The organism is Gemmatimonadaceae bacterium (genome assembly GCA_019752115.1).
Lineage (GTDB): Bacteria > Gemmatimonadota > Gemmatimonadetes > Gemmatimonadales > Gemmatimonadaceae > Gemmatimonas.
Genome location: JAIEMN010000019.1, coordinates 180,603 through 192,721 on the forward strand (window position 1 = coordinate 180,603; position 12,119 = coordinate 192,721).

12 protein-coding genes are annotated in these 12,119 nt (G+C 69.2%); 9 read left to right on the forward strand and 3 right to left on the reverse strand.

The genetic code is table 11. The features are described from left to right. Positions 1-9: 9 nt before the first annotated feature. The 5 genes from K2R93_09235 (at position 10) to K2R93_09255 (ending at position 3,787) form a co-directional block, all read left to right on the forward strand. Positions 10-456: an ATP-binding protein gene (locus K2R93_09235; GenBank protein MBY0490007.1), complete on the forward strand. Its 447-nt coding sequence runs from the start codon at positions 10-12 to the stop codon at positions 454-456. A 2-nt stretch (positions 457-458) separates the two neighbouring features. Then, a complete protein-coding gene (locus K2R93_09240) occupies positions 459-797 on the forward strand; it encodes an STAS domain-containing protein (protein MBY0490008.1) in 339 nt (112 codons plus the stop codon). 7 nt (positions 798-804) lie between these two features. Next, positions 805-1,662, forward strand: coding sequence for a patatin-like phospholipase family protein (locus tag K2R93_09245; protein ID MBY0490009.1), 858 nt, complete (start codon positions 805-807; stop codon positions 1,660-1,662). 5 nt (positions 1,663-1,667) lie between these two features. Then, positions 1,668-2,582: a patatin-like phospholipase family protein gene (locus K2R93_09250; GenBank protein MBY0490010.1), complete on the forward strand. Its 915-nt coding sequence runs from the start codon at positions 1,668-1,670 to the stop codon at positions 2,580-2,582. 107 nt (positions 2,583-2,689) lie between these two features. Further along, positions 2,690-3,787 (forward strand): hypothetical protein, encoded by a 1,098-nt coding sequence (locus K2R93_09255; protein MBY0490011.1) that lies wholly within the window; start codon positions 2,690-2,692, stop codon positions 3,785-3,787. Here K2R93_09255 and K2R93_09260 read toward each other — a convergent pair. From K2R93_09260 to K2R93_09270, 3 genes are all read right to left on the reverse strand, one after another. Beyond that, a complete protein-coding gene (locus K2R93_09260; protein MBY0490012.1) occupies positions 3,769-4,344 on the reverse strand; it encodes a DNA-3-methyladenine glycosylase in 576 nt (191 codons plus the stop codon). The two genes, K2R93_09255 and K2R93_09260, sit on opposite strands and share 19 nt — an antisense overlap. Continuing rightward, entirely contained in the window at positions 4,341-6,230 is a 1,890-nt protein-coding gene (locus K2R93_09265) for an NYN domain-containing protein (protein MBY0490013.1), read from the reverse strand. Before K2R93_09265 ends, K2R93_09260 begins: the two co-directional genes overlap by 4 nt. A gap of 110 nt (positions 6,231-6,340) precedes the next feature. Continuing rightward, entirely contained in the window at positions 6,341-7,927 is a 1,587-nt protein-coding gene (locus K2R93_09270) for an acyl--CoA ligase (GenBank protein ID MBY0490014.1), read from the reverse strand. 198 nt (positions 7,928-8,125) lie between these two features. Here K2R93_09270 and K2R93_09275 point away from each other — a divergent pair, with 198 nt between their 5' ends. The 4 genes from K2R93_09275 to K2R93_09290 are packed head-to-tail and all read left to right on the forward strand — an operon-like array spanning position 8,126 to position 11,873. Then, complete coding sequence (locus K2R93_09275; protein MBY0490015.1) at positions 8,126-9,304, forward strand: hypothetical protein; 1,179 nt, start codon at positions 8,126-8,128, stop codon at positions 9,302-9,304. After that, the gene (locus K2R93_09280) at positions 9,301-9,825 is read left to right on the forward strand and encodes a hypothetical protein (protein ID MBY0490016.1); all 525 of its coding nucleotides are present in this window, start codon (positions 9,301-9,303) and stop codon (positions 9,823-9,825) included. The genes K2R93_09275 and K2R93_09280 overlap by 4 nt, the downstream gene beginning before the upstream one ends. Then, positions 9,822-10,463, forward strand: a complete 642-nt coding sequence (locus K2R93_09285) for a hypothetical protein (protein MBY0490017.1) — start codon at positions 9,822-9,824, stop codon at positions 10,461-10,463. Before K2R93_09280 ends, K2R93_09285 begins: the two co-directional genes overlap by 4 nt. A 12-nt stretch (positions 10,464-10,475) precedes the next feature. Beyond that, positions 10,476-11,873 carry a sigma-54 dependent transcriptional regulator gene (locus K2R93_09290; protein MBY0490018.1) on the forward strand — a complete coding sequence of 466 codons (1,398 nt, stop codon included), beginning with the start codon at positions 10,476-10,478 and terminating at the stop codon, positions 11,871-11,873. Positions 11,874-12,119: the final 246 nt, after the last annotated feature.

The following is a 12,119-nucleotide window of genomic DNA, read 5'->3' on the forward strand; positions in this document are numbered from 1 at the left end:
GCGTCGGAGATGCACGTCTACGCCGCCGACCCGCTCACGCTCGAACAGCTGAGTGAGATCCGCACCTTTGTCCGGGATGCGTTGTCGGGATTGGGCTGCGACGCCGCCATCGAGCCCTGCACGCTCGCCGTGGACGAAGTCTGCGCCAATCTCGTGGAGCATACCGTCGGTCCATCGGCCGGACCCACCCGGGTGATGGTGCGTCGCGACGGTTTTGACGCCATAATCGTGGTGGAGGATCACGGCACGCCGTTCGATCCTGCCAACGCCCCGCCTCCCAACCTCTCCACCAACTGGGAAGAGCGCCCGATCGGCGGTCTCGGTTGGTTTTTCGTCAAGCAGCTGATGGACGGCGTGCACTACGCCTCCGCGCCAACGGCCACCGGTCAGGTCAATCGCCTGACGTTGACCAAGCGCGACGCGTGTCCGCCTCCCCCCGAATCGTCCCAAGCCTGACCATGCAGATCGCCATCGACCAGCACGACCATGTCACGGTCGTCGCCGTGACCGGCAGTATTGACGCCCTGACCGCCGACACCCTCGTCACCGCCATGCGCGAGCAGCTCGAGTTGGGACGCACGCGCCTCATCGCCCACTTCGCCGGCGTGGAGTACACGAGTTCCGCCGGGCTGCGCGTCCTGCTCACCACGCTCAAGGACGCCCGCCAGCGAGGCGGCGACCTGCGACTCGCCGAAATTCGGCCGAACGTGAAGCAGGTGCTCGAGCTGTCGGGCTTCACCAGCATTCTCAAGTGCTTCGCCGACGTGCCGTCGGCGGTGGCGAGCTTCCCGGCGTGAGCCACCCGTGAGTCAGCCCGGCGTCGCGCTGGTGATCGGCTCAGGCGGTGTGAAGTGCGCCGCGTCGATCGGTCTGATGAAGTGCTTCCATGCCGAGGGCATCCCCATCGAGCAGGTGGTGGGGTGCAGCGGCGGCGCCATCTACGCCGCCGCCATCGCGCTGGGCCATGATGCGGCCACCGTGCAGGCGCTCACGACGGAATTGTGGACGCGCGAGGTCACCTCGCAACCCGACCGCCGGGCGCTGCTGAGCATGGTGTTCCCCAAGCTCTTCGGCTTCGACGGCCGCTTCGGCCTCAAGCAGGATCGCATCGTCAATGAACGGCTGGCCACGGCCTTCGGCGACGCGACCTTTGCCGACTGCAAGATCCCGCTGCACATCACCGCCACCGATTTCCGCACCGGCGAGCAGGTCACGATTTCCGAGGGGCGCATTCGCGACGCCGTGCGAGCCAGTATCGCGATTCCCTTCGCCTTTGCGCCGTGGGAGATCGATGGCCGCCTGCTCGTTGACGGGTTCCTGTCGGATCCGCTGCCGGTGGGCGTCGCCATTCGGGAAGGGGGACACGTGATCGTGGCGATGGGCTTCGAAAGCCCTAATCAGGAGCGGATCACGTCGGGCGGGCGCTTCGCGTTCCAGCTGAGCAGCATCATGACCAACAACCTGCTGCGTGCCTCCTTTGCCTTTCACGGCCTGGCGCACCACAGCGAGGTCATCGCGGTCATTCCGCAGTTCTCCGAGCGGATTCGCCTGTTCGACACGGCCAAGATTCCGCTCCTCGTGCGCGAAGGCGAAGCGGCGATGCGCGAGCAGCTTCCGTATCTCCGCCGCTTGCTGGCGGCGGTTCCCGCCACCGGCGCGTAATCCCTATGGAACGGCGCGCCCGCATCGGCCTGGTGATCGGCTCCGGCGGCATCAAGTGCGCCATGGCCATCGGCCTGCTCAAGGTGCTCGCGCGCGAAGGGATTCCGGTGGACGTCGCCGTGGGGTGCAGCGGCGGCTCGATCTACGCCGAGCTCTATGCCCTCGGCGACGATGTGGACGTGATGGAAGAGCAGTCGCAGTATCTCTGGCGCGACCTCTTCACCAAGCTCCACTACCGCTCGATCGTGCGCACGGTGGCGCCGGCGCTCTTCGGCTATCACGAACAGGTCGGCATCATCGACGATCGTCGCGTCTGGAAGACGCTCGAAGCCGCCTTCGGCACCCGCACGTTCGCCGATTGCCGCTATCCGTTCTTCGTTGCGGCGACCGATTACCGGACCGGCGAGAAGGTGACCCTGAGTGAGGGGCGGCTGCTCGACGCCGTCCGCGCGAGTATCGCAATTCCGCTGCTGCTTCGCCCGTGGCCCGTGCAGGATCGACTGCTGGTGGACGGCGGTGCCTCGAACCCGCTGCCGGTGGACGTGGCGATCCGCGAAGGGTGCGATCTCATCCTGGCCATGGGCTTTGAAAGCCAGATGACCGCGGACGTTTCCAGCCTGACCGAAGCGGTGGGGCGTACCTCCACCATCGTCACCAATCACCTGCTCCGCGCCACCTTCGCGTTCTACAGCGCCGCGCATCACGCCGAAGTGCTCCCCATCGTGCCGCTGCTCGATCGCGAGGTGGGGCTCACCGACTGGCAGGAGATTCCCTATCTCATCGCGCAGGGCGAGAAGGCGGCGTACGAGCATGTGCCGTACTTGCGACGGCTGCTCGAGTCGGAAGGGATCGAGCCGACCTTCGGGGGATCGACGCAGCATGCCATTCCGACGGATCTGCCGCGCATTCAGCCGGGGTGAGGTGGGCGCCTGCGGTTCTCGGTTCTTAGCCGCCTTTGCCGTAAGGTTTCCGCCCCCCCGCGCCATACAGAATGTCCGCCCTCCCCCGCTCTCGAATGGAGCCACCAATGCGCCGCCTGTTCGTTTCGCTGCTCGCGCTGACCGTCGCCGCCCTGCCGGTGCGCGCGCAAACGCTTCGTGTTGCCGGCACGCCATCGCTGCGCCTCGGCGCCTCCGACGAGCAGAGCGGCCTCTTCAACGCCATCGCCGGCGCCACGCGGTTGCCCACTGGGCAGATCGTGGTCGGCAACCGCGGCGACTACGCGCTGCTCGTGTTCGATGCGAAGGGCGCCCTCGTCAGGAAGGCCGCGCGCAAGGGCAAAGGCCCCGGGGAGATCGACTACCTGCTGTGGCTCAAGCGCTGCGGCACGCAGCTCTTTACCGGCGACATCGAAGCGAATCGCGTGCTCGTCTTCAACCCCGATTTCACAGTCGCGCGCAGCTTTCGCTTTGCCGACCAGACGTATCGCCTGGCGTGCAACGCCGCCGGGCAGTTCGTGCACATGGGGTGGGAGCCCAGCAGCGCCTTCAAGCAAGGCGTCTTTCGCGCCGACACGAAGTTCTGGATCACCGGTGCCAACGGCGACGCGGGGATCTCGCTGGGTATGCTACCGGGCTCCGAACGCTTCGGCACCACCACCGCCGACGGACGTCCCACGGGCACGGGGCCGCTGGTGCTGGGACGTGAGACGCGACTCGCGATCGGCAGTCAGGCCGCCTACGTCGCCACCGCCGACAGCCTGACGCTGCTGGCCTTCGCGCTCGATGGTGCGCGGCGACCCGCCCTGCGCGCGCCGTATGTGCCCGTGCCGAGCACCGAGGCCGACGTGGACGCCGAGGTCGAGCGGCAGGTCGCCGCCCTTGGCGAGGCCGCGCGCAAGCGCACGGCGGAGGGGCTGCGCGCGATGCCACGCCCCAAGACGCTCCCGGCCACGCGTGACGTACTGGTGGATGCCGCCGATCTGGTGTGGGTGCAGGCGTATCCCAGCGCGAAGCAGGCGATGGTCGCCTGGACGGTGTTCCGCCCGAACGGCACCGTGGCGGCGCGGCTTTCGCTGCCGACGGCACTCGAAGTGTTCGAGATCGGGCGCGACTATCTGCTGGGACAGGTGCTCAACGCCGACACGGGCGTGCCGGAGATTCACCTCTATACCGTCACGCGATAGCGCAGCGGCCAGTCCACCGCCTTGGAGATGCCGATGCGCGGGCCGATGACCACGCGTGCATCGGGTACGGGCTCGCCAGCGCGGATCGACAGCGCGGACGCCCCGGTGAGGGGTGCGCCATCGAAGTCGCGCGTGATGCCAAGGGCCGCGCACACCTTGCCCGGCCCATTGCACAGCTCCGCTTCGCGTCGGGCCTTCGGGCGCCGCGCGCGCATGTGTTCGATCCCTTCGAGCGGCTCGAGCGCGCGGATGAGCACCGCACTGCCGTACCCCTCTTCGCGGGTGACGGCATTCACGCACCAGTGCATGCCGTAGATGAAGTACACGTAGGCCGTCCCCGGCGGGCCGAACATGTGCCACGTTCGGGCCGTCCGCCCCACGGCCGAATGCGAGGCGGGGTCATGCGGACCCAGGTAGGCCTCGGTCTCGATGATCCGCCCGCTGACGACGACGGGGCCGTCCTCCATGCGGAGAACGGCCCCGAGCAGGTCCCGGGCCACCCGGTCCGGCTCGCGATCGTAGAACGCGGCCGGCAGGGGGGCGCCGTACGTCGTCACCGCTTCTTGGCCGCCTTCTTGGCTGGGGCCTTGGCGGCCTTCGCCGGGGCCTTGGCCGCCTTCTTGGCCGGCGCGGCAGGGGCAGCCTTGGCCGCCGGCTTCTCGGCCTTGGCCGGGGCCTTGGCGGCCTTCTTGGCGGGCGCCTTGGCCGGAGCCTTGGCCGCCTTCTTGGCCTTGGCCGGAGCCGCCGCCGGAGCCGGGGTCTCGGCGGCCGCCGGAGTCGCCGGAGCCACCGCCTGAGGCGCCGGGGCAGCCGGCGCGGCCGGAGCCGCCCCGTTGGTCGCCACCGGCTTCGCGGCGCCCACCACGCCCACCATCAGCAACTCCGGCGGCGGACCCGCCGGCTTGCCACGCCCACCGATCCCGCGGGCACCCATCCCACGCGGGGCGGCCGGCAGCAACGCCTGCGCCGCCTTCTTCTCGGCGGCCTGCTGCTCATCGACCGCCTTGAGCTGCTCCACGATGCTCGCCGCATCTGCCGCGCGCGCAACTTCCCAGTCGTGTCCACGACGACGCAAATCGATCATGTTCGCATCATGCGCGTCCTGCAGGATGCGCTCGAACATGCGCGACGCGAGCGACTCGCTGTCGCGGCCGAGCAGATCGAACGCCTTCTGCCGCACGGCGCTGGCCGTAGTCGCGTCTTCACCCGTGACCAGCGCTTCGACGGCGCGGCGCACGAGATCGAACGCGTCGTTGCGCGTCAGACGCTCGCCACTGCGGCCAATGTCATCGGCCAACGGCTTGATGCCTTCCGGCTCGAGCTTGAGCGGCACATCCACCGGCGGTGCCGCCGGCGTCCGCGCGAGCACGGGGATCTCGACGGTCTCGTCAAGCGCACCCTCCGCGCCCTCCGCGGGGGCCAGCGAAGCGTCGCCCCCCTCCGCGCCCTCCGCGCCCTCCGCGCCCTCCGCGCCCTCGGCGCGATCACGGAAGCGGTCGCGACCACGCCCGCGACGCCCACGGCGCCCACGCCGGTCGTCGCGATCGCGCTCCGCGCGGGCGGTCTCCGCAGGAGCCGCCCCCTCCGCGCCACCAACCGACGGCGCGGCGCCAGCCGCGCCTTCCTTCGCCTCCGCGACACTCGTCGGCGTGCCGTCCGGCACGTCGACCTCGAGCTGGCCGCTTTCGAGCTTCGTCACCTTGAGCAGGCCGCGCTGCTGCGCCTCCTGCACGAAGCGCGAGAACTTCGGATGGCCGAGGTTCTTTTCGTCGAACGACGCGTCGATCTCCTGCATCACCTGCTTCAGGCGATCGGAGCGCATCACGTCGCCGTTGCGCTTCATGCGCGCCACCGACTCCGTCACGAGCTCCCACGGATCCCAGCGCGTGGTTTCGTCTTCGCCGTTCTTCACGAGGCCGGCGAGCGCGTTGTACGAGTAGTACTCGTCGCAATTCATGACGAGCAGGTCGCTCGACGACTCGCGGATGCCGACGCCGATCACGTACTTGCCGTACTCCTTGAGCTTGATGACCATGCTCGAGAAGTCGGAGTCGCCCGAGAGGAGCACGAACGTGCCGATCTCGGGGCGCGTGAAGACGAGTTCGAGGGCGTCGATCGCGAGACGGATGTCCGTCGCGTTCTTCTTCGACGAGCCGTAGGCCGGCGCGAAGATGAGATCGATGGACGCTTCGGTGAGGGGGACGATGTACTGCGGATAGCGGCGCCAGTCGGCATAGGCGCGGCGCACCGCGACCTTGCCCTTCACGATGTCCGACGAGAGGAGGTTCTTCAGCTCCTCCTGCAGGTCGGAGCGGATGCCCATCGTGACGTTGTCGAAATCGATGAGCAGCGCGGCATTCGGCGCGTGCGCCGGCGGCGCGACATTCGGCTGGGACACCGGCACCATCGGCTGCGCCGAGGGGCCACGGTGAAACGGGGCCACGGAACGGGCCGGCGACGAACCGCCTGACCGGGACTGATGACTTCTCATGAGGTACTGACCTGAAAACGAATCGGGGTGATCGAGCGCGCGCGCGTCAGACGCCCCTGGCCTCAAGCCAGGACGTGCAGCGTGTTCGCACTCAGCGCGATCGCGCGCGCGAGCTCTCGCCGCCTCACCTTGCCGCTCCCCGTCATGGGGAACGCATCGAAGAAGCGCACGAGGTCGGGAACCTTGTCGGCCGTCATCGTGTCCCGCGCGAATCGCTTGATATCGTCGCCGGTGATGACAGCGCCCTCCACCGCCACGATGCACGCGCACACCAGCTCCCCCAACACATCGTGGGGGACGCCGATGACGCACACATCGTCCACTGCCGGGTGCGCCCGCAGGCGGTCTTCGAGCTCGCGCGGGTAGAGCTGGATGCCCCCGCGGGAGATCGTTTCCTGCCGACGACCCAGAATCCTCACGGTGCCGTCCTCGTCGATGATCCCAAGATCACCCGTGAGGAAGAACCCGTCCGACGTGTGGACCTTGGCGGTCTCCGTCGGCATGCGGAGGTAGCCCCGCATGAGGTTGGACCCGCGCACGGCGATTTCGCCGACCGCTTCGGGTCCGTGCAACTGCCCCGTCATGAGATCCGCCGCCATCACTTCGACGCCCGGGAGCGGACCGCCCACCGTTTCGCGACGCACCGCGTCGGAATCGGTCGGGCGCGTGATCGTGACCACGGCGCCGGTTTCGGTGAGGCCATACGCCACCAGCACGTCGCACCAGCGACGCACCTTGCGGACGAGCGCCTCGGCCACTGAGCTGCCAGCCATCAGGCCGGTGCGCAGCGACGTGAGACGCGACGGGTCGAACGCCTCCTCGCGCATGAGGAGGTGGTACTGCGTGGGCACGCCATGGAGCACCGTGACCCGCTCGGCGGCCATGAGCGCGAGCGCGCCGGCCGGATCGAAGGCAGGTTGCAGTACCAGCGCCGCGCCGGTCGCCATCGCCCCCAGCATCGCGCTGAAGCCAAAGGCCGCCGAAAACGGCACCGCCGTCAGAACGCGATCCTCGGAGCTGAGCCCCAGGACCGTGGCCGTTCGGACGGCGTTTTCCACCAGCGCACGATGCGAGAGCTGCACCCCTTTGGGTTTGCCCATCGTGCCCGATGTGTAGACGACCGCGAGGTCATCGGCGTCATCGTACTGGGGCGGACGCGGCACCGCGCGTCCGGCACCCCGGGCGACCAGATCGCCAAACTGAAAGATCCGATCGTCGTACCACACCTCGGCGTCACCGACCGCCACGACGTATTGCAGGTCGGGCAGTTCGCCGAGGAGCTCTTCGAAGCGCTGAAGGAAATCGACCCCGCCCCAGCGTTCGATGGTGACCACGGCGCTCGCTTCGGCGTGGCGCAGCTGATAGCGCAGGTCATGCACATTCAGCTGCGGACTCACCGGCACCACGACCGCGCCCAGCTTGGCGGCGGCCAGGGTGGCGATGATCCACTCGATGCCGTTCGGCAGATTCACCGCGATGCGGTCACCCGCACCCAATCCGAGATCCGCGAGGGTCGCCGCCAATGCCGACGCGTCGGCATCGACCTGGGCATATGTCCAGGTCCGTTCACCGGTTGTCGCAAGCAGGCGCTCAGGATGTTCTTGAGCGCGCCGCTCCACGACGGGGGCGAGCGACCACGTGGCTACCATCTCACTCCGAAAAACGGGGTCCGGGATCGGGTACAGCCACGTAAATTACCGAATATGAACGAGATGCGGAAGCAACCCACGGTGCCGGCCGAAACCGCCGCCCCGGGATCGCCAGCGGGGGTTCCCAGCGGGAAACCGCTCGGGGATGCGCCGCGTAGGGCCCCTTCGCGAGCCCCGTTCCGCACCCGGCTCTTCGCGATGCTGCTGCTGTTCGCCGTGATTCCCACGGTGGCGGTGACGCTCGTGTGGGCCGGGGCCACGTCGCAGGTCCTGCAGCGCTTCTCCGCCCGGTCGGCGTGGGAGCGCATCGCCCAGAGCGGCGAGCAGGCGCTGCGGGCCGTGGACAGTGCGCCCCTGACGCCGGCGCAGCGGCAGGCCCTGGCCCGGCATGGCGCCGAGTTGCGGGAATCGGCGGAACTGGCCCGGCGCTTCGACTTCGTGGCTGGTCGGTCGGTGCGGCTGGTGCTGGTGGGGGCTGTGGTGGTGGTCGTGCTGGTGGCGGTCGGCGCCTCGCGGGTGGCCGGTCATCTCAGCCGGCAGCTCAGCCGCCCGTTGGACGAACTGGTGGGATGGACCGGACTCATCCGGGCCGGGCGCAGCATCCCGGCACAAACCGACCGGCGCGGTGCGCCGGAATTCGAGGTGTTGCGGACGGGCATGCGAACCATGGCGCAGGAACTCGAAACGGGACGGCAGCGCGCGCTCGAGGCGGAGCGGGCGGAAGCGTTCCGTGAGTCGGCCCGGCGCTTTGCGCATGAGCTCAAGAATCCGCTCACGCCCATTCGCTTTGCCGTTGATCGCCTGCGCCGCAGCGCGCCCGACGAGCTGCGTGATACGGTGGAAGTACTGGCCGAAGAGGCCACGCGGCTGGAACTGATGGCCAAGAGCTTCGCCCAGTTCGGCCGGCTGCCCGACGGACCGCCCGCCGACGTGGACGTGACCGAGCTGGTGGCGCGCGTGGCCCAGACCACGGTGCCCGACTGGATCACGCTCGACCTCGACATCGCGCCCGACATGCCGCTCGTGCGGGGCTTCTACGAGCCGCTGGTGCGCGCCGTGTCGAACGTGATGATCAATGCCGTCGATGCCTGCGGCCGCTCGGGGACGATCGGCGTTCGCGTGGCCCGACATGGCCAGCAGGTGCACATCACGGTGCGCGACAGCGGCTGTGGCATCGCCCCCGACGCGCTGGCGCGCATCTTCGACCCGTACGTCACCACCAAGCCGGGTGGCACGGGGCTTGGACTCGCCATTGCGCGCCAGACGGTGGAGGCACACCGCGGGAGCATCAGCGCCACGAGCGTGGTGGGTGAAGGCACCACGATGACCATGCGGCTCCCGGTGCGGGAGCTGCCGATTCTGGAGACGATGGGATGAGGCAGTCCGGAGCGGAGCAGGCGAAGGCGGCGGAGAAGCTGGCGAACGACGCGATCGCCGCGGCGCAGCGCGAGCTGGCGCAAGCGAAGGAGGGGCAGACGAACGTGCGTGTCGAGCAGGGCGCCGCCGGCATTACCATCTCGATCCCCGATGAAGACGGCGATCCGCAGGTGATCGTGCTCTCGCGCGACGGCCATCAGATCAAGTCGATCGAGAACATGTCGGCGTCGGCGATCATGCCGAAGCGTGAGCCGAATGAGATGCCCAAGTCGGTGATGATCGTGACGCTGTTTGCGATCGCCGCCGGCGTCATGATCATGTCTCCCCTCGTGCGGTCGCTGACGCGGCTGCTCGACCGTCGCGTCGCGTCGCCGATGTCGAACGACAGCGCCCAGCGGCTGGCGGCCATTGAGCAGGCGGTGGAAGCGGTCGCGGTGGAGGTGGAGCGCATCAGTGAAGGGCAGCGCTTCACGGCCAAGTTGCTGAGTGAGCGGGCGAAGGACGCGGTGGAGGTGCGATGAGACAGTCGTCGACGGCCACCCAGGCCCGCGAGGCCGCGCTGCAGGCGCGCGATGCCGCCCGCGAAGCCGCCCAGACGACGCGCGATGCCGCGCAAGCGGCGCGCGACGCCGCGCGCGCCGGGCAGGCGTCCGAGGGCGGGGCCGCGCAGGCGCCCGACCCGCCCTCGCCGCCGGACCCGCCGCTGGTCTTCAACGGCATCACGTTTGGCGACGGCCAGCCGAGAATTTCGGCCGATCTCGTGAACGGCAACCTCGTGCTCCGTCAGGAGGGGCACACCGCCAGCATTCCGTGGCGTGATGCCGTGCCCGCCGGCGCGGTCCAGATCGCCTGGGCCATTCCGGCCACGCTCTCGATTCTCGTGATCTGGTGGCCGCTCACGCGCGCGCTCACCGGCTGGCTGCGTCGCAAGACGGCCGTCGCACAGGACACCGCCGCGCTCGAGGCGCGCCTGCGCGAGCGCTTCGAGACCATCGAGCGCAACGTGGACACCGTCGCGATCGAGATGGAGCGCCTTGCCGAAGGGCAGCGCTTCACCAACAAGCTGTTGAGTGAGCGGCAGGCGGGAGTCGCGGTGCCGGGAGCGCCGGCCCCGGTGCAGGTCCCGGTGAACGTGCCGGCTGGCACCCCGCGCGCCTAGCGAGCGTCATCGATGCCCAGCGTCCTCATCGTCGACGACGAACCGAACATCCGGCGCATGGTTGGTGCCTTGCTGTCGGCCGAGGGGTACGACGTGCGCGACGCGGCCGATGGCGCCACCGGGCTGGCCCTCGCCGAGGTCACGGAGCCGGATATCGCGCTCGTCGATCTCATGATGCCGGGTGAACTCGACGGGCTGGGGCTGCTCGAGAAGTTGCGCGAGCGGCGCCCCGATGTGCCGGTCGTGATGATGAGCGGCCGCGCCGCGCTGACCGATGCCGTCCGCGCCACCAAGCTCGGCGCGTTCACGTTCCTCGAGAAGCCGCTGACCCCCGAGGGGGTGCTGCTCGCGCTCGCGTCGGCGTTCGAACTGCGCCAGGCACGCCGCGCGGCCGCCGCGTTGCGTGAGGATCTCGGGATCTCGGGCGAGATGATCGGCGAGTCGCCGGCGCTGCGCGACGTGCGCGCGCTCATTGCGCGCGTGGGGCCCACCGATGCGCGCGTGCTCATCACCGGCGAGTCGGGCACCGGCAAGGAGCTGGTCGCTGCGGCCCTGCACGAGGCCAGCCCGCGGCGCGACCGGCCGTTCATTCGCGTGAACTGCGCCGCCATTCCGCGCGATCTGGTGGAAAGCGAGATGTTCGGCCATGAACGCGGCGCCTTCACCGGCGCCACCGAACGGCGCATCGGCCGCTTCGAACTCGCGCACACCGGCACGCTCTTTCTCGATGAGGTGGGCGACCTGGGCGCTGAAGCGCAGGCCAAGCTGCTGCGCGCCATCGAAGCGCGCGAGATCGAGCGCGTCGGGGGCGGCAAGCCGATCAAGATCGACGTGCGCATCCTCGCCGCGACCAACAAGGATCTCACGCGCGCGGTGGCCGACGGCTCGTTCCGTGAGGATCTGTTCTTCCGCCTGAACGTCATCCCCATGCAGCTGCCCCCGCTCCGCGATCGCCCGGGCGACCTGCCGGCGCTCGTGCGCCACTTCTCGGCGCGCCATCGCAGCCGCACCGGTCGGCCGCTCGTGCAGTGGCGCGACGAGGCGCTCGGGGCGCTCAGCGCCTACCGGTGGCCCGGCAACGTGCGCGAGCTCGCGAATGTCGTGGAGCGCCTCGCCATCCTGCACGCCGGCAGCGAGGTGACGCGCGCCGATGTGCATCAGGTGCTCCCGCCCGATGTCGCGCCGACCTCGAACGGCACGCCATCGCAGGGCATGGTGGCGGTGGAGACGGTGGGCGAAGGCCTCCCGCTCAGCGACGCCCTCGATGCCTATGAGCGCAAGCTCATTGCCGCCGCCCTCGCGCAAAGCGACGGCAACGTCGCCGAAGCGGCCCGACGGTTGCAGACCGATCGCCCCAATCTGTATCGACGGATGCGGCGGCTGGGGCTGGGGACGAGTGGGGAGGCGTGAGCGAGGGGACCGTGTGTCCGTTCAAACCCTTTCGCCCTGTGTCACTGTCCCTCGCCTCGGCGCGTTTCCATCGGACACGTCCCTGTCCACTCTCCGCACCGTCGGCGGTCGGGCGCTCACCGCGCCATGCATTGGGTTCCCGCCCTCAACTCGTGATATTGCTGGGAGTTGACTGGTGATCGCCGTCGCGGTGGTCGGGCGCGTGTGGCGTGCGGTTCGTGGTACGCCGCCTGCCCTGCGCGATGC

Excerpts from the sequence above, each read along its gene's own strand:
- K2R93_09235 (MBY0490007.1), top strand. The coding sequence starts at position 10 with ATGCACGTCTACGCCGCCGACCCGCTCACGCTCGAACAGCTGAGTGAG.
- K2R93_09240 (MBY0490008.1), top strand. The coding sequence starts at position 459 with ATGCAGATCGCCATCGACCAGCACGACCATGTCACGGTCGTCGCCGTG.
- K2R93_09250 (MBY0490010.1), top strand. The coding sequence starts at position 1,668 with ATGGAACGGCGCGCCCGCATCGGCCTGGTGATCGGCTCCGGCGGCATC.
- K2R93_09255 (MBY0490011.1), top strand. The coding sequence starts at position 2,690 with ATGCGCCGCCTGTTCGTTTCGCTGCTCGCGCTGACCGTCGCCGCCCTG.
- K2R93_09270 (MBY0490014.1), bottom strand. The coding sequence starts at position 7,927 with ATGGTAGCCACGTGGTCGCTCGCCCCCGTCGTGGAGCGGCGCGCTCAA.
- K2R93_09275 (MBY0490015.1), top strand. The coding sequence starts at position 8,126 with ATGCTGCTGCTGTTCGCCGTGATTCCCACGGTGGCGGTGACGCTCGTG.
- K2R93_09280 (MBY0490016.1), top strand. The coding sequence starts at position 9,301 with ATGAGGCAGTCCGGAGCGGAGCAGGCGAAGGCGGCGGAGAAGCTGGCG.
- K2R93_09285 (MBY0490017.1), top strand. The coding sequence starts at position 9,822 with ATGAGACAGTCGTCGACGGCCACCCAGGCCCGCGAGGCCGCGCTGCAG.
- K2R93_09290 (MBY0490018.1), top strand. The coding sequence starts at position 10,476 with ATGCCCAGCGTCCTCATCGTCGACGACGAACCGAACATCCGGCGCATG.